The organism is Sphingobacterium sp. UBA5789 (assembly GCF_002418355.1).
GTDB lineage: Bacteria > Bacteroidota > Bacteroidia > Sphingobacteriales > Sphingobacteriaceae > Sphingobacterium.
The window spans coordinates 947,681-973,249 of record NZ_DIDX01000004.1; the positions used below are offsets into that span (position 1 = coordinate 947,681).

General features: G+C 39.0%; 21 protein-coding genes. 8 read left to right on the forward strand and 13 right to left on the reverse strand.

The genetic code is table 11. The annotated features are described in order from the left end of the window. Positions 1–33: 33 nt before the first annotated feature. Positions 34–1,236 (reverse strand): enoyl-ACP reductase FabV, encoded by a 1,203-nt coding sequence (fabV, locus tag B4B65_RS13455; RefSeq protein WP_293916101.1) that lies wholly within the window; start codon positions 1,234–1,236, stop codon positions 34–36. 169 nt (positions 1,237–1,405) lie between these two features. Between fabV and B4B65_RS13460 the strand changes: the two genes are divergently transcribed. Both B4B65_RS13460 and B4B65_RS13465 read left to right on the forward strand, forming a co-directional pair. Further along, positions 1,406–2,329, forward strand: coding sequence for a multidrug resistance efflux transporter family protein (locus B4B65_RS13460; RefSeq protein WP_293916102.1), 924 nt, complete (start codon positions 1,406–1,408; stop codon positions 2,327–2,329). Between the two features lie 58 nt (positions 2,330–2,387). Further along, the gene (locus B4B65_RS13465) at positions 2,388–2,846 is read left to right on the forward strand and encodes a GNAT family N-acetyltransferase (RefSeq protein WP_293916103.1); all 459 of its coding nucleotides are present in this window, start codon (positions 2,388–2,390) and stop codon (positions 2,844–2,846) included. Between the two features lie 142 nt (positions 2,847–2,988). On the opposite strand, the gene B4B65_RS13470 is transcribed toward B4B65_RS13465, so the two are convergent. Beyond that, complete coding sequence (locus B4B65_RS13470) at positions 2,989–3,462, reverse strand: Dps family protein (RefSeq protein ID WP_003006443.1); 474 nt, start codon at positions 3,460–3,462, stop codon at positions 2,989–2,991. Between the two features lie 36 nt (positions 3,463–3,498). Further along, positions 3,499–4,458, reverse strand: coding sequence for an aldo/keto reductase (locus B4B65_RS13475; RefSeq protein ID WP_293916104.1), 960 nt, complete (start codon positions 4,456–4,458; stop codon positions 3,499–3,501). Positions 4,459–4,615: 157 nt separating this feature from the next. On the opposite strand from B4B65_RS13475, the gene B4B65_RS13480 reads away from it, so the two are divergent. The 4 genes from B4B65_RS13480 (at position 4,616) to B4B65_RS13495 (ending at position 10,262) form a co-directional block, all read left to right on the forward strand. Next, the gene (locus B4B65_RS13480) at positions 4,616–6,298 is read left to right on the forward strand and encodes an RluA family pseudouridine synthase (protein WP_293916105.1); all 1,683 of its coding nucleotides are present in this window, start codon (positions 4,616–4,618) and stop codon (positions 6,296–6,298) included. 238 nt (positions 6,299–6,536) lie between these two features. Next, on the forward strand, positions 6,537–9,137 hold the full coding sequence (locus tag B4B65_RS13485) for a DUF5686 family protein (protein ID WP_313271159.1): 2,601 nt from the start codon (positions 6,537–6,539) through the stop codon (positions 9,135–9,137). A 119-nt stretch (positions 9,138–9,256) separates the two neighbouring features. Further along, complete coding sequence (locus tag B4B65_RS13490; protein WP_293916107.1) at positions 9,257–9,721, forward strand: SRPBCC domain-containing protein; 465 nt, start codon at positions 9,257–9,259, stop codon at positions 9,719–9,721. A 97-nt stretch (positions 9,722–9,818) separates the two neighbouring features. Further along, positions 9,819–10,262, forward strand: coding sequence for a VOC family protein (locus tag B4B65_RS13495; protein ID WP_201679516.1), 444 nt, complete (start codon positions 9,819–9,821; stop codon positions 10,260–10,262). A 56-nt stretch (positions 10,263–10,318) separates the two neighbouring features. On the opposite strand, the gene B4B65_RS13500 is transcribed toward B4B65_RS13495, so the two are convergent. The 4 genes from B4B65_RS13500 to B4B65_RS13515 all read right to left on the reverse strand — a co-directional run bounded on the left by B4B65_RS13500 (position 10,319) and on the right by B4B65_RS13515 (position 14,600). Further along, positions 10,319–10,849, reverse strand: coding sequence for an adenine phosphoribosyltransferase (locus tag B4B65_RS13500; RefSeq protein ID WP_201679517.1), 531 nt, complete (start codon positions 10,847–10,849; stop codon positions 10,319–10,321). 8 nt (positions 10,850–10,857) lie between these two features. Next, a complete protein-coding gene (locus B4B65_RS13505; protein ID WP_293916108.1) occupies positions 10,858–11,769 on the reverse strand; it encodes a helix-hairpin-helix domain-containing protein in 912 nt (303 codons plus the stop codon). Positions 11,770–11,830: 61 nt separating this feature from the next. Then, positions 11,831–13,198: an efflux RND transporter periplasmic adaptor subunit gene (locus B4B65_RS13510; RefSeq protein ID WP_293916109.1), complete on the reverse strand. Its 1,368-nt coding sequence runs from the start codon at positions 13,196–13,198 to the stop codon at positions 11,831–11,833. A 25-nt stretch (positions 13,199–13,223) separates the two neighbouring features. Beyond that, the gene (locus B4B65_RS13515; protein ID WP_293916110.1) at positions 13,224–14,600 is read right to left on the reverse strand and encodes a TolC family protein; all 1,377 of its coding nucleotides are present in this window, start codon (positions 14,598–14,600) and stop codon (positions 13,224–13,226) included. A 58-nt stretch (positions 14,601–14,658) separates the two neighbouring features. Here B4B65_RS13515 and B4B65_RS13520 point away from each other — a divergent pair, with 58 nt between their 5' ends. Further along, positions 14,659–15,267, forward strand: coding sequence for a polysaccharide deacetylase family protein (locus tag B4B65_RS13520; protein ID WP_293916111.1), 609 nt, complete (start codon positions 14,659–14,661; stop codon positions 15,265–15,267). A gap of 2 nt (positions 15,268–15,269) precedes the next feature. Here the strand turns inward: B4B65_RS13520 and B4B65_RS13525 are convergent, their stop codons facing one another. Continuing rightward, positions 15,270–16,049 (reverse strand): DUF4249 domain-containing protein, encoded by a 780-nt coding sequence (locus tag B4B65_RS13525; protein ID WP_201679522.1) that lies wholly within the window; start codon positions 16,047–16,049, stop codon positions 15,270–15,272. 4 nt (positions 16,050–16,053) lie between these two features. After that, positions 16,054–18,378: a TonB-dependent receptor gene (locus B4B65_RS13530; RefSeq protein WP_293916112.1), complete on the reverse strand. Its 2,325-nt coding sequence runs from the start codon at positions 18,376–18,378 to the stop codon at positions 16,054–16,056. Positions 18,379–18,760: 382 nt separating this feature from the next. Here B4B65_RS13530 and B4B65_RS13535 point away from each other — a divergent pair, with 382 nt between their 5' ends. Further along, positions 18,761–19,441: a DUF2490 domain-containing protein gene (locus B4B65_RS13535; RefSeq protein ID WP_293916113.1), complete on the forward strand. Its 681-nt coding sequence runs from the start codon at positions 18,761–18,763 to the stop codon at positions 19,439–19,441. Positions 19,442–20,047: 606 nt separating this feature from the next. Here the strand turns inward: B4B65_RS13535 and B4B65_RS13540 are convergent. From B4B65_RS13540 to B4B65_RS13555, 4 genes are all read right to left on the reverse strand, one after another. Continuing rightward, positions 20,048–20,875, reverse strand: a complete 828-nt coding sequence (locus B4B65_RS13540) for an alpha/beta hydrolase (RefSeq protein WP_293916114.1) — start codon at positions 20,873–20,875, stop codon at positions 20,048–20,050. Beyond that, the gene (locus B4B65_RS13545) at positions 20,859–21,752 is read right to left on the reverse strand and encodes a hypothetical protein (RefSeq protein ID WP_293916115.1); all 894 of its coding nucleotides are present in this window, start codon (positions 21,750–21,752) and stop codon (positions 20,859–20,861) included. Before B4B65_RS13545 ends, B4B65_RS13540 begins: the two co-directional genes overlap by 17 nt. Positions 21,753–21,840: 88 nt before the next feature. Continuing rightward, complete coding sequence (locus B4B65_RS13550) at positions 21,841–22,467, reverse strand: hypothetical protein (RefSeq protein WP_293916116.1); 627 nt, start codon at positions 22,465–22,467, stop codon at positions 21,841–21,843. A gap of 91 nt (positions 22,468–22,558) precedes the next feature. Beyond that, positions 22,559–25,477 (reverse strand): FAD-binding and (Fe-S)-binding domain-containing protein, encoded by a 2,919-nt coding sequence (locus B4B65_RS13555; protein WP_293916117.1) that lies wholly within the window; start codon positions 25,475–25,477, stop codon positions 22,559–22,561. Positions 25,478–25,569 lie beyond the last annotated feature (92 nt).

The following is a 25,569-nucleotide window of genomic DNA, read 5'->3' on the forward strand; positions in this document are numbered from 1 at the left end:
TCTTAGTATAATATCAGTCTGCAAACAAACCGATTAATTATTTGCTAAACTAGGTACATTTACGACCTCATTTGTGTCCGCTTCATAGTCAATACCGTCAACATTGAAACCAAACAAACTAAAGAATTCATCACGGTATCCTTTGATATCACTGATGTCACTTAGATTTTCGGTAGTGACCTGATCCCATAACTTAGCAACTTCTTCCTGAACATCTTCACGCATTTCCAGATCATCGATACGGATACGTCCTTTATCATCGGTAGGAATAGTACTGTCTAAGTATAATCTTTCCGCAAACAAACGCTGAATCTGCTCGATAGTACCTTCGTGAATACCTTTTTCTTTCATCACTTTATATAATAATGAAATATAAAGAGGAACTACCGGAATCGCAGAACTGGACTGTGTTACCAATGCTTTATTAACCGAAACATAAGAAATACCATGCAGATCTTTCAATAAATCGTTGATCACAGGTACGGTAGCTTCCAAATCGTCTTTAGCTTTTCCGATTGTACCGTTTCTATAAATAGGATACGTCAGCTTAGGGCCAATATAAGAATAAGCGACTGTCTTCACTCCTTCTGCCAATACGCCGGCAGCTTTCAGATCTTCAATCCAGAATTTCCAGTCTTCACCTCCCATTACAGCTACAGTATTCGCGATATCTTCTTCATTCTCAATAGGCTGAATGGAAATATCAGAAACTACTCCAGTATGAAAATCTACTGTTTTATCTGTAAAGGGCTGACTGATAGGTTTCAATACTGACGCATAACTAACACCATTTTTAGGATTAGTACGACGCGGAGACGCTAAAGAATACACAACCAGGTCCACCTGACCCAAATCTCTTTTAATAAGGTCAATTACCTCTTTTTTGATTTCATCAGAGAATGCATCGCCATTGATACTTTTCGCATACAATCCGGCTTCTTTAGCTTCATTTTCAAAAGCTGCTGAATTATACCAGCCTGCAGTACCCGGCTTACCTTCTGTAGCAGGTTTCTCAAAGAAAACGCCAATAGTAGCTGCTCCCGAACCGAAGGCAGCTGTAATACGGGATGCTATACCGAAGCCTGTAGAAGCACCTATTACTAATACTTTCTTAGGACCATCTGTGATAGTACCTTTCGATTTCACATATTCAATTTGATTTTTAATGTTTTGTGCAGCTCCTTCCGGATGCGAAGTCAAACATATAAATCCTCTCGTTCTTGGTTGTATGATCATGCGCTAACTTTTTACAGTTTTAATTTTGATATATGATACAAAATAAACAATTTTCAATTTAAAAAAGAGATTTATTCTTACAATAAATACAGGTTTGATCTTTTATCCGCCAACTGAAATTCCTATTTTCGAAACCTCATATGCTTATATAATTATCTAAATCAATACTATGCCGAACAAAATCAGGATATCTCCGATTTTTTTGGGAGTAATATCTTCCCTGTTTTTTGCCGCTACTTTTGTCCTTAACAGAGCAATGTCTCTGGATGGCGGACACTGGATCTGGTCGGCGGCATTCCGCTTTGTATGGATGCTCCCCCTGCTCATGATCATTGTCGGTTTCCGAAAAGGCTTAAAATCAACTTTTACCGCTATCAAGGCTAATTTCTGGTCCTGGATACTGTGGAGCACCGTAGGATTCGGGATATTCTATAGTACACTGACTTTCGGAGCTAAGTTTGGCCCCTCCTGGTTAGTCGCCAGCACTTTTGAGACCACTATTATATTCGGGATGCTGCTTGCTCCTTTGTTGAGCCCACGTGCAGCAAACCAGATTTCTAAAGGATCACTGGCATTTTCGGCCCTTATTATTTTGGGAATTATCATTATGCAGATCAGTCAGGCTAAATTTACCAGCTGGGCTGATATTGCTATGGGTACTATTCCTGTCCTGATAGCAGCGATCGCTTATCCGCTCGGAAACCGTAAGATGATGATGGTCACTGACGGCAAACTGGACGCTTATCAAAGAACATTAGGCATGACCATTTGCAGCATGCCTTTTTGGATTATCCTATGCTTCTTTGCCTATCAACAGGACGGACTGCCTTCTTCCGGACAGCTGACACAAACTTTTATAGTCGCATTATCTTCAGGAGTCATTGCTACTGTTTTATTTTTTACCGCAACAGACCGCGTACGCAATAGTCCGTATAAACTTGCTGCTGTAGAGGCGACCCAGTCTATGGAAGTTATCTTTGCATTGATCGGCGAACTGCTGATTCTTCATGGTGCATTTCCGGATATGTATTCTTTGGCCGGAATAGTATTAGTGATAGCAGGTATGATCTTACATAGCCGGCATACAACCTGATCATAATTATAAAATACAGTTAACGTTAATGCTAAGAAATCCAATAACCAAAAAAGAAATGGAACAGACCTATACCCTGAAAAGAACAAACTCAGACAACCTGGATTTTCAAAAATTGGTGCTTGAACTTGATAAAGACTTAGCCATTAAAAATGGAGAAACAAATACTTTCTTTGCTCAATATAATAAAATTGACTCTATCCAGTATGTAGTAGTGGCTTATGAAGCAGACAAAGCAGTGGGGTGCGGAGCTATAAAAGAGTATGGAAAAGGTATTATGGAAGTTAAAAGAATGTTCGTCCCTGTTGAGATGCGTGGCAAGGGCATTGCAGGAAAAGTACTGAAGGAATTACAGCTTTGGGCTAAAGAATTGGGCTATCGAAAATGCATTCTGGAAACAGGTGACAAAATGATTGAGGCTATTGGTTTATATAAGAAAAACCATTTTAAAGTCATTCCGAACTATGGACAATATGCGAATACGAAGAGCAGTATTTGTTTTGAAAAGGAAATATAAGTAAAGGAAAAATTCTCCCATCAGCTTACTTTAACGTGAACCAAGTGATACAATTGAGCGCTTGCACCGAATTCCAAACCTATATCTAAAATAAAAACAGGCCTGAGGTTTTGCTCAGGCCTGTTTTATAAAGAATGGGCTGTTAACTTAAATGTGAGCGTAACATCCAGGCCATCTTTTCGTGCTGCTCCAATAAAGCTGTTACGAAATCTGAACTTCCGCTATCTCCGTATTTTTCCTCAAATTCATCTACCAGTCCACGGATATACATAATAATAGACTCATGGTCACCCAACAATTCTTTCATATACGTCTTGCTGTCATTTTTACCATGCGTAGATTCTGATAAATGCGCTATTTCCAGATATTGTTTCATTGTTCCTACCGCATAATGTCCCAATGAACGTACACGTTCTGCGATATCGTCGATTGTTTCAGAAAGTTGATTGTATTGTTCCTCAAAAAACAAATGGACCGCATGAAAATCACTTCCCTCAATATTCCAGTGTGCATTTCTGGTTTTGACATATAATACGGTTTCATCAGCTAATAAAATATTCAATGCCTGAGCTACTTTTTCTAAGTGTTCACTTTTAATTCCAATATTAGTTTTCATGATAATGATATTTGATAAATTATTAAATTAATTCTATTATTTCCAATCACTTGCATCATCCAGCTTTTCCATAGATTCAGGACTAAGCTGTAATTGCACGGCGGATACAAATGGCTCAAGGTGATTTTCTTTGGTTGCACTGACAATCGGAGCCGCTACAGATGGTCTTGCGATCAGCCAGGCTAAAGCCACAGCCGTAGAAGTTGTTTTATATGCATCAGCGACCTCTTCCAGAGCTGCTACAATACGTTTGCCACGCTCGTTCCAATACTGTTTTTTAACGCCCTCACTTCTTGCCGATTGATTAAAATCCGCATCACTCTTGTATTTGCCCGTTAGAAAGCCACTGGCCAGAGAGTAATAAGTCAGTACACCTAACTGTTGCTCTAGCGCAAGTTCTTCATATTCTGTCTCATACTTTTCTCTAGAAAAGAGATTATACTCCGGCTGCAGAGTCTGATACCGTGGTAAGTGTTGCTGCCCGCTAACCTGTATGGACTCCAATATACGTTGTGCGGACATATTAGAGGTTCCAATCCATCTTACTTTACCAGCTTTTACCAACTGCTCATATGCTGCCAATGTTTCTTCTACAGGAATACTTTCATCATCATAATGGGTCTGGTAAAGATCAATATAATCAGTCTGCAATCTTTTTAAGGAAACATCTACCTGCTCCAGAATATGTTGCTTAGATGTATTAGGCTTTGGGTTTCCTGGAAAAGTCCCTCCTACTTTTGTCATCAGTACAATTTTATCTCTGTTGCCGCTCTTCTTCAGCCAGTTTCCGATAATGGTTTCGGATTCCCCTCCTGTATTCCCCGGCACCCAGTGCGAATACTGATTGGATGTATCAACAGCATCAAATCCTTTATCCAGGTAAGCATCTAAAATATCAAATGACTGCTTTTCATCTAATGTCCAGCCAAATACATTTCCTCCGAAAACCAAAGGAACAATTTCCAGATCAGACTGGCCTAATCTTACTTTTCTCATATATGCGATTGCTTTATTATAGTACAATCAATATCGGGATTTGTTTGCTTTTCGATATGATCTGATTGTCAAAATTTTCTTTGTTTACAATATCGTGAAGAATGTTTTTAGGATTTATTACCTTTGCCACTTCAAAAGATATAGCAGTCAGCGGATTATGGGAAAACCCGAATTTCTTCATTATTTCAGTCAGGATATACAGGGTATTCCAGTTCCGGAAAAGTTTACTTTTCCTTTCTGCTATGAACCGCATGCACTGAGTATAATTGCCAGTGACGAATTACAGCATTATCTGCAACATCAGTCTGAATGGCAGCATAATTTCGGACTAGGAAATTCATCCGGTCAACAGGTAATCGGCAAGATGTTTGGCGTACTGGTCGTAACAGATTCTTCCGGAACTCCCGGATATCTGTGCGCCTTTTCCGGTAAACTGGCCGGTACCAATGCTCATAAACATTTTGTTCCTCCTGTATTCGACATGTTGCAGAAGGACAGTTTCTTTCTGCTGGAAGAAGAAGAGATCAATGAAATAAACCGACAGATAGCAACACTTGAACAGGATGAACTTCTGACGCAATTAAAAACAGACCTGCAAGCTGTAACCCGATCTGCTGAAGAATCTATTTCACACTTCAGACAACAGCTTAAAAAATTAAAAGAAGAACGGAAACAGATCCGTACGATACAGACAGAAATCCTCTCAGCAAGTGATTTTCAACTATTAGAGGCCGATCTGATTAAACAGTCTCTTCGGGATAAACACGAGTTGGCTGTCCTGCAGAAAGACTGGAAGTCGAGGATCACAGAGATACAGGAGCAACTGGATAATTATCATGATCGTATATCTTTGCTTAAAGAAGAAAGAAAAGCTAAATCAGCGCTATTACAATCCAGGCTTTTCGAACAATATTTATTCCTAAATAAAAAAGGTATATCCAAAGATATCCGTTCCATATTTGAGCAATTTAATCAATCGGTGCCCCCTGCAGGAGCGGGTGAGTGTGCAGCTCCAAAATTGTTGCAGTATGCTTTTCTGCATCAGCTAACACCTGTTGCCATGGCCGAATTTTGGTGGGGAGATTCTCCGGCATCTGAAATAAGAAAACATAAAAACTATTATCCGGCATGTAAAGGAAAGTGTGAACCTATTCTGTCACATATGCTGGATGGCATGATACTCGAAGATAATCCGTTACTTGAAGCCCCAAAAGCGCAATCTGATTTAGAGATCTTATACGACGATGAAGATATTGCCGTAGTCAATAAGCCAGCTGAATTCTTATCCGTTCCGGGTATTCATATACAGGACTCTGTATACACCCGTATGCAAACCGCATTTCCAGAGGCAACAGGACCTATTATTGTACATCGGCTGGATATGTCTACCTCAGGTATTCTGCTGATTGCTAAACATAAAGATGCACATAAGTTTATCCAGCAGCAGTTTATCAATCACAGTATTGAAAAACGCTATGTTGCACTTCTGGATGGTATAGTAGCAGAAGATGAAGGAATTATTGATCTTCCCCTTCGCCTGGATCTGGATGACAGACCGAGACAGATGGTATGTTATGAATATGGCAAGAAGGCAATAACAAAGTTTCAGGTATTATCCCGTGTAAACGGAAAAACAAAGATTCTGTTTTTCCCGGTCACAGGACGTACGCATCAACTTCGCGTACATGCTGCTCATCTGCTGGGATTGCATACTCCAATCGTAGGCGACGATCTGTATGGCACCAAATCCAACAGACTTCATTTACATGCTGCATATCTTTCATTTGTACATCCGCGCACAAAAAAAACAGTCATTTTTGAAGTAAAAGCACCTTTTTAAAGCTGACTAGAAGGTTTAATTAGTCAGAATTTTGTCAATTATTTTGCCATTTTTAATCCTAAGTCCCTCAGGATCTATTGTTAACGCAATTTTGTCTTTTCTTATTATTTTTAAGACGTATACTCGTTTACTTTTCTGTTAATAATTATTTAATTTTGCAATGTTTATTAGAACATTTAAACATTTTGATTAAAAAGTCAAAAGTTTAGTTTTAGTAAATCGAACAAACTAAAGACTAATGAAAACTACTATGAGTGAAATATTTACCAAACAAATCTGGAAGGGTTTACTCTTTGTGCTATTGACATTTATGAGCACAACTTCCGTATTTGGTCAGCAAGTTATGCTGAAAGGTAAAGTATTGGATATTGTGACTCGTAAACCTATAGATTACGCGACCATTGCCGTTATCGGAGCTCCAGCCGGAAACAGCACATCAACGGACAGCCGCGGTGAATTCAGCTTAAAAATCGATGGAAGTTATACTAAATTCAGGGTTACCTATGTGGGGTATGAATCACAGGATATTCTGATCAATCCGACCAACTCGGATAATATTACCATTAATCTTGTTCCGGAAGAAAATGTTCTGGAAGAAGTAGTGGTCAAAGCGAAGAAAGCAAAATACAGGAATAAAGATAATCCAGCTGTAGAATTGATTCGCAAGGTCATCGATAATAAAGAAAAAAACAGATTAGAGGCTCAGGATTATGCTGAATTTCAACAATATGAGAAGATCTCCATGGCACTCAGCAATCTGTCTGAAAAATTTAAAAACAGAAAAATATTCAAGCAATATCAATTTTTATTTGAAAAAGATGATTCTGTAAAAAATGAAAACAGATATGTATTACCGGCTTATATAGAAGAGAAATTATCTCAGGTATACCAACGCAGAAGTCCCAAAAAGACTAAACAATTTGTTATCGCAGAGCAAAAGGCTCAGTTTGACCCTAAATTTGTAGATAATAACGGGCTGAGTAACTACTTCAACAGACTTTACGAAAACATTGATATTTACGACAATAACATTTCATTGTTGACCAATCAGTTTTTGAGTCCGATTGCCGGTTCATCACCTACTTTTTATAAGTTTTTTATTACGGATACGATCAAGACGGAATCTCCATATCTGGTTGAATTGAGCTTCTTCCCCCGTAATAAAGCGGATATGTTATTTAAGGGAAAATTATATATCACTTTAGATGGTAACTATGCTGTACGTAAAGCGGAATTAACCGTTGCTGATGGCATTAACCTGAATTTTGTAAGGGATATGGCTATCGATCTGGACTTCAGCAAAGATAAGAGTGGCCGTTTCTTTCTGACCAGCAGCTCGCTGGCTATGGATTTTGCATTATCAGAAAAAGGCACCGGTATCCGCGGACAGCGCACCGTTTCCTATACCGACTTTAAGACCGGTATTGTGCAACCAGACAGTATATATCAGGGTCCTGATGTCGTGATTGTCAATGAAGGCAAAAAAGGTACACAAGCATTTGATGAACAATACTGGAGCACACACCGCCCTGTAGCCCTAAAGAAGAATGAATCGGTGATCTATCATAATATAGATACGTTACAAATGATGCCATCTTTCAAACGGTTTATGGATATAGCAGCTCTTGTGCTTTCAGGATACAAGCAGGCTGGCCCGGTAGAGATTGGCCCGGTCAATACGTTCTACAGTTTCAATCCGGTAGAAGGTTTGAGGCTACGTGTTGGGGGACGTACAACAGAAGCTTTCAGCAAACGTTTCTATGCGGAGTCTTATGCTGCATATGGTTTTAAAGATGAAAAATGGAAGTATTTTATCAGCGGAACATATTCACTGAATAATAAATCAGTGTATTCATTCCCGATGCATTATATCCGCGCATCCTTTCAGAGAGACACCAAAATTCCGGGACAAAATCTGGAATTTATTCAGGAAGACAACTTTTTATTGTCTTTCAAACGCGGAGAGAATGAACGTTACCTGTATAATGATATCTATCGTTTAGAATACAAAAGAGAATTCGACAATAACTTATCTTACACAGTTGGTTTCAGTAAATGGAAACAACAGCCAGCCGGTATTCTGACCTACCAGATGCTGGATGAAAACGGAAATTCAAAACTGTTTAACGAGTTAAATACAACTGAGATCTCTGTGGGCTTACGTTGGGCTCCAAAAGAACAATATTATCAGGGTAAGCTGTACAGAACTCCAATATTTAATAAGTACCCTATTTTCACGCTGAACTATACGGGTGGAGTCAAAGGCTTGCTTGATGGAGAATACAACTATCACAACTTTACAGGAGGCGTATTTAAACGTTTCTATCTGTCACAACTGGGGTATGCAGATGTAAATCTTGAAGGAACTTATATTGCCGGAAATGAAATTCCATTCCCGTTACTGACTATACACAGAGCGAATCAGACCTATGCATATCAGTTAAATTCATTCAACCTGATGAACTTTATGGAGTTTGTAAGTGATCATTCAGCTTCCACTAATATTCAGTATTATATGAATGGTTTTATTCTGAATAAAATTCCATTGGTCAAAAAATTAAAATGGAGAGAAGTATTCAGTTTCAAAGCGGTGTATGGAGGTTTACGTAATGAAAACAACCCGGACATCACCAATAAGGTATTTACATTCCAGAAGAATGAGGATAATGTTCCTATTTCTTACACCTTCGCAGATGGACGCCCTTATATGGAGGCCAGTGTAGGTTTGTACAATATATTTAAGATCTTACGTGTAGATGCTGTAAAACGTCTCAACTATCTGGATCATCCGGATGCACCAAGTTGGGGAATCAGAGCACGTATTAAATTTGATTTTTAGCCGTATCTATATATTTTTTATATTTAGTTTTCTAGTTAAGGGGAGTTTGCAAAAACTTCCCTTTTTTATTGGCCGAGTGAATAAAAATTTCTAAATTTAAATAACTATTGTATAAACCATTGAATATAAACAAAAAAGATATTGTTATTGAGGCTCAAATGCTTGTCCGCCGACCTGTCGGGGATGTATTTATGGCTTTTATTGATCCGGAGATAACCCGTCATTTTTGGTTTACATCCGGTAGTTCTATTCTTGAAAAAGGCAAGACTGTAGTCTGGACATGGGAAATGTACGGAGTATCTGCAGAAGTAGAAGTACTTGATATTCTCACAAATGAAAAAATAAGTGTTCTATGGGGTGAGCCCCGCACGCATATAGATTTTCTCTTTCAGCCTGTCAGCCCGGAAAGTACATATGTACGTATTCGGAATTATGGTTTTGAAGTCTTAGAAGATGAGCAATTGATCTCCTTTCTGACAGACTCTACCGGTGGATTTACGACTGTTGTAGATGGATTGAAAGTATATATGGAACAAGGCATAAATCCCGGGTTGATTGCAGACAAATTTCCTGCCGGACATTAGTCGCAAATAACCTCTGCGTACGTATTGTTTTTAAAAAACCGTCACTTTTTCCCTATGAAAGTGATCAATAACTAATATAAACTAATATACAGTCGTTATGGCAAAAGTACATCATTACCTTAATTTTGACGGTCAGGCCGAAAATGCATTTAATTTTTACAAATCTGTATTTGGAGGAGAATTCAGGTCTTTTATGCGGTATCAGGACATGCCTTCCCATGAAGAAATACCAGATGAAATCAGTAACAGAGTACTGCATGTGGTACTTCCGATCAGCAAACATTTTGTGCTGATGGGTGCTGACGTGCATGACGACTACGGCTCAGCAATCAACAGAGGTAATAATTCATTTATTCTGCTGGCAGCAGATTCATCTGAAGAAGCATTACGGTTGTACAAAGGTTTATCGGAGGGTGGAGAAGTTGAAATGCCTATGGAAGAAACATATTGGTCACAATTATACAGTTCATTCAAGGACAAGTACGGAATATGCTGGATGATCAACTATGATGGCAGCAAACTGGATCGCTGGGGACAATAATCTACTCCTGATAACATTCCAATAGCACCGGACTTTAATCCGATGCTATTGGAATGTTAGGTATAATGTACCAGTGAAATAATATCATGATTAAAACGGGTCAATCTGCCCTGACTATGTAGAAAATCCAGACTGATTACAAAACTAAAACCAGCGACCTGACCACCTAGTTTTTCAATCAGCTTACTGGCTGCCACTACTGTACCACCCGTAGCTAACAGATCATCATGGATCAAAATATGCTGCCCTGCCTCAAATGCATCCTCATGTACTTCTATTGTTGCCTGTCCGTATTCGAGCGCATACGATTCGGAAATCGTATTATAAGGTAATTTTCCTTGTTTGCGGATTGGAATAAAAGGAAGGTTAAGCCGGGTTGCCAGCATCATACCAAAAAGAAATCCCCTGCTCTCTATTCCTGCTATTGCATCGATTCGTTTTCCTTCCAGCCGTTGTACAAAAGCTTCTACAACTTCCTTACAAAGTTCTGCATCTTTCAGTATGGGTGTGATATCTTTAAAAACTATACCGGGCTTTGGAAAGTCTTCAATATCCCGGATTACTTCTCTCAATCGTTGTTCTATCATCTGATAAGCTAAAATTTCAAATAAGGTTCAAGTTTACGTAAAAAATCTTCATCAAGCAGAAGTACTGCTCTTAAATCATTTATATTTTTATAATTTCCGTGCTGTTTACGGTAGTTCACAATAGCTGAAGCCTGCTTATAGCTTATGTAGGGATGTTTGGCAAGCTCCGCTGCCGTAAGTATATTCAGCTCCAGTTGTCTGATATCAGTATTACCAATCTTCAATAAACTTTCGATTATTTTATATCGTTCAATGTCCATACCATATACTTCCCCCACCTGCTCAATTGCATAGAATCCTCCAAGAGCATCTCTGAATTTGACTATCCGCCGGGCATATGAAGGTCCTATTCCTTTTAATGACATCCAGGCGGTAGTATCTGCTGTATTGATATCAATACTGGCTGCGCTTACATTATTTTGAAACATTCCGGGATATTGGACTGCTGTCTTTGAAGTAGTAGTACGGGGTGCTGATGAACCATCTGCGATATGTATGTATGCTTCTACCCGTGCATAATCTGACTCTTCAATAGTATATATTTTACGTAAATCTTCCTTTTTATAAAATTTACCTCCTTTAGCGGTATAATTCAGTATCATACGGATCTGATAATCTTTGAAGCCTAATTTTTTCCATTCGGTGGCAGAGAGTTGATTAGGATCGAAGTTAAAATAGGTAACAGGATTCAGATCTGTGGATCGGGAAGAATAATCTACTTTGGAATTTAAGGATTCCCCATTATTGATTTCCGCATTCTCTTCATCAAAAACATGAAGCTGGTAATAGACAGGAGCTGGTCTATAAATTAAATTCCAAACAAGGGGACTGATTGTGATTAATACAATCAGTATAAGCAATACAAAAAAACCGTTTTGCTCTGCTCTGCTTAGTTTAAAAAAATAAAATAGCTTATTCATATTCCATTTTTAACAGTATCACATTAAAAAAGAAATAGGAATAAGCCTGGTAAAGCGTCTCTTAATTAAGCTTATCCTTATCTACTTTTTCAACTTTACTTTTATCTTTTAGTGTTTTTGAAATCGCATTAAATGGTCTGGATACAACTTCCTGATCTTTTTTCAGTCCGGATAAGATGATAATATTATTATCGTCCTGAATACCTGTTTTGACTTCAACCATATTGACCTCAGTTCCGTTTACGACAAATACGTACTCTTTAGCTCCTGCATTTTCAGTGGCAGCAGCCTTTTTAGTTTTATCATCTTTATTCGCAGAGTCCTCCCCTTTTGGTTCGTCAGATTTGATCTCCTCGGTACGGATCGTAACCGATTGAATCGGCACTACCAATCCGGAAGCTGTTTTCGTTCTGATCTGAACTGTAGCTGAGAGTCCCGGTCTGAATGGAGATGGGTTCTTCAGATTATTATTCAGGATATCAGCATATGAATCCGGAGAGATTCTTACTTTCACATTAAAGTTTGTGACCTGCTCTGCTGTAGATGCAGCGGTAGTAGTGGCAGCACTTTTGGATGAGCTCGCTATTTCAGTTACAACTCCTACAAATTTGCGGCCTTGAAAAGCATCTACTTCAATATCTGCCTGGTCTCCCAGTTTTACTCTGTTGATATCATTTTCATTAACGTCCACATTCACTTCCATTGATGACATATTCGCTATACGCATAATTTCAGTACCCGCCATTTGTGCTGTCCCGACCACACGCTCTCCCAGTTCTACGGACAATAAAGAAATTACACCGTCCGAAGGAGCGTAAATAGTTGTTCTGGCCAGGTTATCACCCGCCTGTTTGACCGATGCCTGCGACTGATCTATCCCATATCGGGTAGCGCGTACGCTCTGTCTCTGTGCTTCAATAGAAGCAAGTGCACTGCGATAATCCGCTTCTGCTTTGTCCATTTCGGCTGCAGATATTACACGCTTTTTAAAAAGTTCCTGATTTCTTTTAAAAGTAGCTTCCGTATTGACAAAATTAGCCTCCTGTTGTTTTAACTGTTGTTGAGAAGAAGCTAATGTTGCACGTTGTATATTTAATGAAGCAACTGCCTGATCAAAACCAGACTGGAGGATATCGGGCTTTACACGACACAATACTTGTCCTTTCCTTACGACATCTCCTTCCTTTATATTCAGTTCAATGATCTCCCCTGATACTTCCGAACTCAGTTTGACTTCAAATTCGGGCTGGATTTTACCGCTGGCAGATACCAGTTCGTGAACAGTTCGCTCCTGAACTTTATCCACAGCAACTTTGATTACATTACCATCACCAAACCATCCCAATTTATTGCCGGCAACAAATACGACGAGAATTACCACTGCCGCAATTACCAAAATGAGAGGAAGTCTATTTTTTTTCTTAGCCATTTATCGTTAATAATAAGTTTTGCAATTAAAATTTTATTGGATTGCCAATATAGTAATCTATTACTTTTTCCTTGAATACGGATGTATATTTAGCCTGAATCATATCAAATTCAGCCTTATTCATTTTCGTTTGTGCAGTAGACAGTTCCATCGCATTCGCCATTCCCACATCATAGCGTTCTTTAATGACTTCATAAGCTTCTTTTGCTGTTACAAAAGCAGTTTCTGAAGATACAAATTGCTGACGTGCAGCTTTCAGATCCAATACAGCCTGATTAATTGTTTTATTCAGATTCCGCTTCACCAGATCTTCCTGATTTTGTGCCTGTAATCTGCCAATCTTAGCTTTAGCTACAGCTGTCTTTGTTCTTCTGTTATTAAAGATCGGAACATTCAGCGACAAGCCTGCTGAGAATGATTTATTCTGATCCAATTGTTCTCCGAAAGGCATCCGTATAAATTGCGGATTCATAGGATCCAAAGTATTAGGATCGACTTTTTTAGCATTGGAAGAATAGTTTGTTCCATATCCTGTTGAGATCGACACGGTAGGATAATATCCGCCTTGTGCAATCTCTATATTCTTTTCAGCTACCTGAGTATTAATCTGTGCCTGTTTAATATCAGGCTGTGTATCCAGAGCACGGGAAAATACATTCCGGGCGTCATAAGATGTTGCTTCGGATATTAAAGCTGATATATCAGGTTTAACAAGTGAGATACTGGTATCACCAGGCATTTCCATAAGCTGCTTCAGCTCCAGCATAGATAATTCGTATGCATTATTCGAGTTAAGCATATTTAATTCGTCTGTAGCTACCTGATTTTTGGCCTGAGAAAGATCCGCCAGTGTCTTATTGCCAACTTCAAACTGGATAGAATCCGTACGTAGCTGCTCTTTGGAAAGTTTCAGTTGTTGTTTACTGGCTTCATACAGTTCATTGTTTGTAATCGCCTGCAGGTAATTGGTGAGTACAGACAGAATAAGATCATTCTTTGCTTTTTCTACAGCCGTTGCATCAGATAGCAATTGAAGTTTATTAGCTTTCACCTGATTTACAAGTTGAAATCCCTGAAAAACAGCATAAGATGAAGATATCTGAGCATTCGCATTATGATTCCATTGCCCACGAACAACATTACCGCTGACCTGGTCAAATCCAAAACCATAATTATTACTCTGACTACCACTCACACTAAGATTCGGGTAAAGGTTGCCCTTTGCCTGCGACACATCCTGTTCTGTCAGCTGCCTTCTGTATTCTGCCTCTTTTATTTGCAGATTACGCTCCAAAGTCAGCTTAATAGCCTCTTGAACAGTAATATTGCTCTGCGCCTGGCAAAATGTTGCCAATGATAAGCATGCCCCCAATAGTAGGTAGTTGGTCAATTTTTTGGCCATTCTTCTATTAAAATGTTATGATTTCATAAATTTGGTATAATTATTTGAATTTCACAACATGTATTTAGTTAAAGCACCATTTTTTCTGAAGTGGTATTATCCGAACAATATCTTATGGAACAAATCCAGAGAAGAGAAAAAACTGTATTTAACATTTGACGATGGTCCTATCCCGGAGATAACACCATTTATTCTGGATACCTTAAAGGCTTTTGATGTCAGAGGCACCTTCTTTTGCGTGGGAGAAAATATTGTAAAATATCCTGAAATCTATGATCGTATCCTTGCAGAAGGACATCGCGTAGGCAATCACACCCACAATCATCTGAAGGGATGGAATACACCGGACAAAGAATATCTCGAAAACATCAGTAAGTGTCAGCAACTGATGGATACAGATCTTTTCAGACCTCCGTACGGACGTCCCAAAAGAAGTCAGCTTCGGCAGTTACAACAATATCAGGTTGTTATGTGGGATGTTCTTTCCGGTGATTTTGATCTGGAACTGACACCTGAAAATTGCCTTAAAAACGTTTTAAAGTATACAAAAAATGGCTCTGTCATTGTCTTTCACGACAATATCAAAGCCATTCCAAGAGTTACTTATACCCTGCCTAAAACGTTGGAACATTTTACTGCACTAGGCTATACGTTTCATACTTTATAAGTTTATTCAATAATGGTTGAATATTCTTTAGCACTGCTGGTACTAAAGTATCCAAGTGCACCATTTGTAATATTTGATGTAGGATTGGCAGGTGATGCTGATCCCGGATTGGTGAGTTGAAATTCATTCCAGTATTTGTACACACCTTTGTCTATACATTGTCTGCGAATGACGACCTCATCACCTGTAACAAGATCATTGTCTTCATTGGCAATATCATGAGAAACGGATAATCCATCATTGAATTTATCACTTAATACGGCTGCGAATTCCATTTTTTTCTTATTCACCGAGATCAGGTAGCGGTAATAGTTTTCTACTCCCACAGGATCAGTGAATGTAAAGACCACATATTTATATGTATCTCCGAAAATCTCTTCCTGCTTAAGTCCGAATTTTTCAACCTCTACATAGGGCGGCACCGATGATACACTTTCATATACCTCTCCATCCACTGTTACGCTAAGTTTATAAGATCGTCCAACTCTCAGTTGCAGATTTCGGACTATGTAGATCCCATTTTCGTCGCTTAACTGAAAAGTATAGGTTCTCCCTCCCACTTCTGTCACCTGCACAGTAGCATTATTTACCGGAATACTGTTTGTCGGCTCATTAAAGGCTATTGTCTTACTCACTCTTATCTGGTGCTGATCGGAAAGATTACTTAGATCCCCGACAATTACAATCTTAGGACTGGCATCATTAAGATTTATATCAATCTTATCTTCACAGGAAACCAGCAAAACACTAAACAACAATACGATATAATATATTCTTTGCATGATATTAAAATTTAAAGTCCCAGGTAATAGATGGAATAGCTCCGAATAATGCAATCCGATACGCTTCTGTGATATTCGAATTATCTTCATTCTCTCTGAAGTCTATGATGTAAGCATTTTTACGGTTGTAGGCATTATAAACACCGAATGACCAGCTGGAATAATACTTTTTACCCGGGCGTTTACGTGAATAGGTAGCAGAAAGATCAAGCCTGTGATAAGCCGGCATGCGGTATCCGTTTCTTTCTGTGTAGTAAAACATTGTGCGGCCATCTACTTCATATTTACCACTTGGGAATGTAATGGCATTACCCGTGTTATATACAAATGTAGCACCTAATGTCCATTTCTTACTTAATTGATATATACCTACGACGGATACATCGTGTGTACGGTCTTGTCTGGCATTGAACCAGGATCCGTTATTAATTTCGTCAAACTGGCGCTCACTTTTGGACAAGGTATAGCTGATCCATCCGTTGAAGCGGCCTTCTCTTTTCCTCAGATACCATTCCAGTCCATACGCTCTTCCTTCTCCATATAACAACTCTCCTTCCAGGTATTTATTCGCCTGCAGATCTGCCCCATTTCTGAAATCAATCTGATTTCCCATTTGCTTATAATATGCTTCCACGGAAAACTCATATGCGTTATCCTTGAAATTGCGAAAATATCCGAATGCGCCCTGATTAGCATACTGAGGTTTGATATTTGCACTGCTTAACACATATTGATCGGTAGGCAGGCTTGATGTCGTATTCGTCAGCTGATGCAGATTTTGTGTAATACGGTTAAATGATAGTTTTAAGCTTTGTTTTTCATTCAGCTTATAAGACATCGATAATCTGGGCTCCAGATTAAGGTACTGTTTGATGACTTTGTTATCTCCATAGGTATTACTTCCAATTGGTTCTCCTTCTTCATCATAGTTGTAGAAGGTACCGGGACCTAACACAAAAAAGTCTGATAACCGCAGACCATAAATCATAGAAAGTCTGTCGGTAGGTTTCCACTCATGTGAAAAATAAGCAGATGCATCAAGCCCTTTACGAGGCTCAATAAAGATAGAGTTGACTTCCGAACCTCCTGTAGCATTCAGACTCGCGGGAGATATTTTTTGATAAAGCAAATGAACACCAAATTTGAATGTATTCTTAGGATTGGTAAAATATTGGAAATCCTCCTTAAAATTCCAGTTATTGATCTTTGAGGCAATTTTAAAATCATTATTGTCACTGCTTACATTAACATTATAATTAAAATTACTGTAAATCAAGGATGTATTACTGAATAGTTTATCATTAATTACATTATTCCAGCGAACGGTGGCTGTCGCATTTCCCCAGTCAAAACTGAATTTATCCGAATAACCGAGTTCGTCTTTTCCAAAATATCCGGAAACGTAAATGGTATTTTTATCATTCAGTTTATAATTAGCTTTGGCATTCAGATCGTAAAAGTAAAGTTTACTTTTTTTAGCATCCTCATCGTTTGATAGTTTCAGGAACATATCTGCATACGTTCTTCTTCCACTGATCATAAATGAACTTTTGTCTTTTACAATCGGAGCTTCTACTTTCAACCGGGAAGCGATAAGTCCTATCCCTCCTTCCATACTGAATTCTTTACTGTTCCCGTCTAACATGGTAATATCCATTACAGAAGAAATACGTCCTCCATATTGGGCAGGAATTCCACCTTTGTAAAGTTCTACGTCTTTTATAGCATCAGAATTAAATGTAGAGAAAAAGCCCAAAAGGTGAGAGGAGTTATATACTGTCGCCTCGTCCAGTAGGATAAGATTCTGGTCTCCGCCCCCGCCACGTACGTAGAAATTAGCACTTCCTTCTCCTCCAGATGCAACACCCGGCAACAACTGAAATGTTTTTAAAATATCCTTTTCACCAAAAACGACAGGAATATTACGGATTTCGGAAGTATTAAATTTGAAACTTCCCATCTGCGGGCTTTCTACATTACTGTTTTTCTTACGGGCAGAAACGACGACTTCTTCCAGTTCATTCTGATTAGGAATCAATTCGACATTTCTCTTCATGTTATCATTAATAGTGACAACTTCTTCAGTAATAGTATATCCGACATAACGAAATGTCAGTTTATGCTGTCCTGCAGGAAGGCTCAACGCATAATAACCGTAATTGTTGGTTCGTGCTATAAATTTTGGGTCTTCACCCTGTACAATGGCACCAATCAAGGTCTCTCCTGTACTGCTATCCCGTATAAATCCACTGATCGTATACGTATTTTGTGCCACGCACACTTTTACTACAAATAAAAAAATGAGAAGGGCTGATATTCTTGGAAACATAGTGTCATAAATCTTTCAGCCGGTAAAAATAGCATAAAATACCGATAAAACAATCTGACAGTCAATGTTTATTTTCTGTTAAGTTTATTGTTGATCTGTAATTTGCACTATAATTTACCCAAAGATTAATATTTACAACCTAAACACAGCTAAGCATCTATTTTCATTTATATTCCATAACCAAAAACTAATAATCAAGTCTTAAATCGAAAGCTTCGGTGTAGATTTTTCTGATTAATATTAGCATCAGATACCTTCATTGACCACCAGAAAAAAATATTAGAGATGTAACAATTCCATATCATTCTTCGGCAGTAAATAGGTTATTCATGGATTATTTTATTTTTGGTGTTGACTATTGCCATTCTTTAGCTACAACACTATGAAAACGATATTTACTGCAGTTTCAGTTTTACTGCTCATGTTTAGTGCGACACCATCAGCTGCACAATCCGCGTCTTCGGAAGATTTGGGAGCGTGGTATATCCTTATGGGTGATGAAAAGATAGCTAAACGATGGGTATTGAGTTATGACTTTCAGTACCGGAATAACAATATAATGGGCGATCTCGATCAGTTGCTTTTAAGATCAGGTGTAGGATACGATCTCTCGGAAAACAACAATAATCTTTTACTTGGATATGCTTATGTTCTGCAGGATATAGACGGACTGCTTCCGGAACAGATTTCAGAACACCGGATTTATCAGCAATTTCTCACTAAACAAAAGTTTGGAAGAGTAGCGCTTAGTCACCGATACCGTTTTGAACAACGTTTTTTACGAAACCGTACCGATTTGCGGATGCGCTATTTTCTAAGCGTCAATGTCCCGCTCTCTTCACCGGAAATGAAACCCCAAACGTTGTATTTCAGTGCCTATAATGAAGTATTCATCAACATGAAAAAAGATGCTTTCGATCAAAACAGGCTCTACGGAGCTCTTGGTTATGTTGTAAGTCCGAAAATAAGACTGGAAGCAGGTCTGCTCAATCAGCATTTTGGAGAAAGAAAACGTAATCTATTACAGGTAAGGATGCTTACTTCCAATATTTTCGCAAATTAAATATTATTTTGATCCTACTTAGAATCACATGTAACCTCTCTGCCTTTCAGGCATCTCTCCTTAAAAAGGAGAGAAAAGTTGTAACAACCTTCAAATCAGGGTCATCTGGCGTCCCTGCCAAATGATAAAACCAGAATTATCATATTGCCGGTGAGGACACCGGCAGACGCGATCAAGAATACTTATCATCGGTAAAGCTATTGCCTCTCTTTTATAAGGGGAACCTCTCTGCCCTTCGGGCATCTCTCCTTGAAAAGGAGAGAAAAGATTATAACAACCTTCAAATCAGCGTCATTTGGCGTCCCCACCAAATGATAAAACCAGAATTATCATACTGCCGGTGAGGACACTGGCAGACGCGATCAAGAATACTTATCATCGGTAAAGCTATTCCCTCTCCTTTAGAAAGAAAAGATTATAGTAACGCTTCTACAAAGCCAATTTCACCACCATTTAAAAAAGAGGTTATAATAAAAAAACCAGACCTTAACGGAGTAAGGTCTGGCTTTGAATAAGTTTATAATGTAATTAGTATGGTTTCTCTGTCACAAATATGCATACTATTATTTAAATCAGCAAATTATTTATTCAGATCAGACAAAATAATTAAATTTCCTGATGGAAGAACTGATTAAAGAAGGCCATCTGGTAATCAATAGACTGCGACCAGTACTTCCAATCGTGTTTTCCGGGTAATGTAAGGAAATGATGTTCGATATTAAGGTATTGTAACTTTTCATGCAACCTGACATTTACAGGGTAGAAAAAATCTCCGTAACCGCAGTCGATAAACAATTTCAGGCTTCCCGGAGTAAGCAGATGCGTCATTTCAATAACTGATCTTTTTCTCCATTCTTCCGGATTTTGTGCCTGAATACCTATACGCTCTCTTATACTCCAGTTATTTGCAAATGGTAGAATATCTACTCCACCTGAAGTACTTCCTGCAGCACCATAAACATCCTGATGCTTAAATGCCAGAGAAAGAGCACCATGTCCACCCATACTTAATCCTGTAATACCTCTGCCGGAACGGTCTTTACAGGTCGGATACTTACGGTCTATCTCACTGACCAGTTCACCGGATACAAATGTTTCATATTGATAGTTTGGCTGACCTTCGGTATCCCAATACCAGCTGTCATATCCTCCGTCCGGACACACTACAATATAATTGTAACGATCGACCAGTTGTTTGATATGGGGAACTTTGTTTACCCAGTTACTATAACTACCTGACCAGCCGTGCAACAGATACAATACGGGAAGGGATGTACTTTTTTGATAATTATCAGGAAGGATTACGACCGTTTTAATTTTCTTATTCATACGTGCACTCTGAATGTCTAATGTATCTACCTGAGCGGCATATGTCAACTGACAAAAAATAAGAAGTAAAGTCGTCCACAAAATGTGTTTAAGGATTTTGGTCATAGTTGTAGAATTTATATTGATAAAGATAAGAACTTAAACCAAAAGGTTGTTCACTAAGCGTATAAAAACAAGTGCCTTCCACGTCAAATGCAATAGCTTCACCCTGAGGTTCGGGACTGTATGGAAGTTTTACAAATGGTTTACTCAGGTTCTCCACGACTCCCGTAGCAGAATCCAGCCTCCAGTAATAGACATTCATCAGATTTTTCATAATCAATTGACGTCCGTCACGGGAAATGTCTGCTGCAGTAATAAAATTAAAAGGCAGCTCGCCAACTTTTCGCAGTTGGTCTTTATTTTTCAAGGAATCTCCCAACATATCGGAAACATAAATACCCGTCCGGAAATCGCGCTTTGAAAAGATCGTAATCTGATTGTTTTCCGGAAGCACAATAATGGCTTCAGCATCTCTGGCCTTATCGGGATAATGCAATTGAAGGTGACGGATCTCTTCTTTAGGAATAACATGTACAAGACTGGAAGTATCAGCCTTAGGTTCTTTAAACAGATATAAAGAGACAGAAGATCTGTGCGCTAAGTTATCACCAATATCTGCCAGCAACAGATAAGGTTCTCCGCCAATTTTCAGCCATGCGATATCTTCACAATCTACAGCATCTACACCTTCTAATGTGTAAATTGCACGAAGTTGAGCTTTATTATCGATTAAGAATATACGTCCTTCGTCTCCGCTATCATTGTGTGTCCAGAAATGCTGTCTGTTAACAGCTGAGGCAACCAAACCTGATGCTTCCTGCATTCTGGAATCTGTAAGTTTTCCAAGAGTGCTTCGATTGATCTGTACAGGTGACTGTTGCCCCTCTGTCAGACCACACTTAAAAAACACAAGAATCAGGATCAGGAAACGAAAATGCATATATCCAATATAAGAATTTAAAAATCAACTATAAAAAGAAGGGATACCTTATGGCATCCCTTCCCTGATTTATATCATTCCAAAACCTTTATTCACCAGTAAAGGCTTTTAAGAATTGTGTACGAAATGTAGAATCCTTTTCTGTAATCTCAAATGAATTTTTGTAAGTATCTATTACTGCAAACACTTCAGCTTGTTTGTCATTCGGAATATCAAAGAATAATTTGAAGCTATATGTTCCGTTTTTAGTCAGATCGACTTTGCCTTTATTAGATGAAAATACAGTAGGTAATATCGGAGAACTCAACATAGGTTTGCTTTCCGGTATTTTGAACAAATGAGCTGCACTTTTCACAAAAGCATCTGATTGGGCTCCCAATGAAAAAATCTTGATAGCACCTTTTCGGAATCCATTATCCTCATTAGGTGTACCATCTGCATTGATTCCTGGTTGAATATCAGATAAAACTTCCAGACGAAGTCCTACCGTATCCGTATTATACAAGCCTTTAGCTACATAAAAAACAGATGAATCCGATGTACCGTCTTCCTTAATTGTAAAATAGAAATGTTTCTTTGCATCTGTTGAATCCGCCAGCTGATGAAGAGCAACCTCTCCTGACTTAGTACCATCTTTGGATTTATTAGCGGAGTCACCACATGCAACAGCTAATGCCAGAACACTAATGCCAAATAAACTTTTTATAACGTTCATATTGATTAATATTGATTTAACAATTAATTACTTTTTACTGTAAAACACCAAGATATTCATTTTGTTTTTCATTTGTCATATGAACAAAAAATTATTTGATTAATGCATCGTATAAGATCTCTACGGGATGATAAGATTTTCTTGCTGTACCATCTTTGATCTGATGCCTGCATGAAGTACCTGCTGCTGCAATGAGAGTAGATGCATCTGTTTTACGCACTTCCGGCAGCAATACTAACTCCCCGACCTGCATAGAAACTTCGTAATGCTCCTTTTCGTAACCAAATGAACCAGCCATTCCACAGCATCCGGATGGGATCACTTCTACCTCATAGTTTTGCGGGAAAGAAAGCAAGGTTTCAGTAGCTTTTACAAGCTTGAATGCTTTCTGATAACAATGTCCATGCAATTTTATCTTTTTGGAAGCCGCTGTAAACTGTTCTTTATGAACACGTCCGGCTTCAATCTCCCGAACCAGAAATTCATCAATCATAAGGGCATTTTTTCCCAATTCATGAGCTGCAGTTCTTAATTCAGCATCTACCAGGGAAGGATACTCATCTCTAAAGGTGATTATACCGGATGGTTCTACACCTAGCAAAGGTGTAGCTTCAGAGATAATATCTTTGAGCAGGGAGACATTCCGGTTTGCCAGTACTTTTGCATCTTTTACAAATCCTTTAGACAAATAGGTACGGCCGCTCTCTACATGCTTGGGAACGATTACTTCATAACCTAATGCAACCAGCAGTTTATAGGCTGTTTTCCCTATTTCCACATCATTGTACTCTGTAAACTCGTCACTGAAAAGATATACTTTTCTTTTAGAACTACTGTTGTAAGATTGCTTTTTCACCCAGGAACTCAATGTCGTACCTCCTACTGTAGGAAGTGATCGTTGAGGTGCAAAACCGACAACCCGCTTTACTATCCCTGAGAGTAAATCACTTTTGACTACCAGATTATACAATGGTGCCACCGCCACTCCCAGTTGCTGGGATTTGGTAAAATTCGCGATCAGCTTTGTACGGAAAGATGAACCGTTTGCGTCATAATAATGCTGCAGAAACTCTGCTTTCATTTTTGCAACATCTACGCTGGAAGGGCACTCTGTCTTACATCCTTTGCAGCTCAGACAAAGATCCATTACTTCCTTAAGCTCTTCGTGGTCAAACCGGTTGGTTTGCGTAGAATTCGTAAGAAATTGCCGCAGTACATTTGCACGTGCACGTGTGGTATCCTTTTCTCTTCGTGTCGCCATAAAAGAAGGACACATGGTACCTCCGGTAATCTCTGTTTTACGACAATCTCCGGAACCCGAACATTTCTCAGCCAGTCTCAGTATGCTTTCATCTTTACTAAAATCAAAGTATGTCTTGATCTCGGTACGGTTATCATTATTATCATAGCGAAGATGCGTATCCATAGGCGGTGTATTGACAATTTTATTTGCATTGAAAATACCTCTCGGGTCAAATATCTGCTTGATCTGCTCTAATAAAGCATAAACTTCCTCACCTAAAACTTTACCTATGAATTCTCCTCTCAGCCGTCCGTCACCATGTTCCCCACTTAGCGAACCGTTATATTTAAGTATCAGATCACTGGTGCGTTCCAGTATCCTTCTGAATGTTCTCTTTCCTTCTGCAGTCTTCAGATTGACAAATGGTTCTATGTGTAATTCTCCTGCTCCAGCATGTGCATAGTAGGAAGCGTGCACCGCTTCTTCCTCTAATAACTTCTGAATATCCGTCACATATGCAGGCAAATCTTCCGGTGATACCGCACAATCTTCGATCAGATTGACAGGCTGACTATCTCCAGGCAGGTTACGGATCAGTCCCAGTCCGGCTTTGCGAACATCCCAAACCAGATCTGTCTGTGGTCCTGTCACATATGGATAAGCATATCCCAATCCTTTTGAAATCAGTTCTTCTTTAAGCGACAAAGCTTTTTGTGCTACTTCTTCGGCTGTATCTCCCCTGAACTCTACAATTAATAAAGCCTGCGGATCTCCTTCGATAAAGAAGCGATTGTGCTGATAGGTCGGATGGCCGACTGTAAAATCCATAATATACTTATCTACCAGCTCGGATGCTTCAGGGTGGTGTGAAAGTGCGACTACGTTACCATGCATACATTCCACCATATCTTCAAAATGTACACATAACAAACCCAATTCAGGGGGCGGCAGTGGCATAAGATTCAACTTTGCTTCTGTAACGACTGCCAGTGTACCTTCAGAGCCGGCCAGCAGCTTACACATATTAAAGGGTTGGCTTTTATCCGAAAGCATATCAAGCGCATAACCTGTATTACGCCTGGTCAATGATCTTTTAGGATATCCTTTATCAATGGCCTGCAGGTTCTTTTCATCTGTAAGAATATCATTTATCCGTCTGTATATTTCCCCTTCCCGATCTTTTTGAATCAACTTTTTGAAATAGTTCCCTTCATTCAGCGATTCGAATGTCACTTCAGACTGATCATCCAGAATCACCCTTGCAGACAACAGGTTTTGTCGTGTATCTCCCCATACTATAGAATGAAGTCCGCTTGAATTGTTTCCTATCATTCCCCCTACCATCGCTCTGCTGGCCGTGGAAGTTTCCGGTCCGAACATTAATCCGAATGGTTTCAGGTATGCATTCAGGTCATCCCGGATCACGCCCGGCTCCACCCTCACCCATTTCTCTTCGGTATTCAATTCGAGGATGCGTGTAAAGTGCTTAGACATATCAACGACAATTCCTTTACCCACCACTTGTCCTGCCAAAGAAGTACCTGCAGTTCTCGGAATCAGTGTGATGGCCATGGCAGTAGCATAACTCATAAGCAAGTGCAGATCATGCACATTCTTCGGAATCGCTACAGCCAGCGGCAACTCCTGATAAACAGATGCATCTGTAGCATAAGCTATACGAATAGTCCGGTGCTGTGCAGTATCATTATAATAAAGGTCTCCGTTAAGAAGATCACTCAAATGGTCTAGTGATTGTATACTTTCCACGTTTAATAAATTAAAAAAGGTAGCTCACAAAGCTACTAACAAAAGTTCTAAAGTGTAAGACTTAAAGATAATGCTAATTTATGCGTAATTTT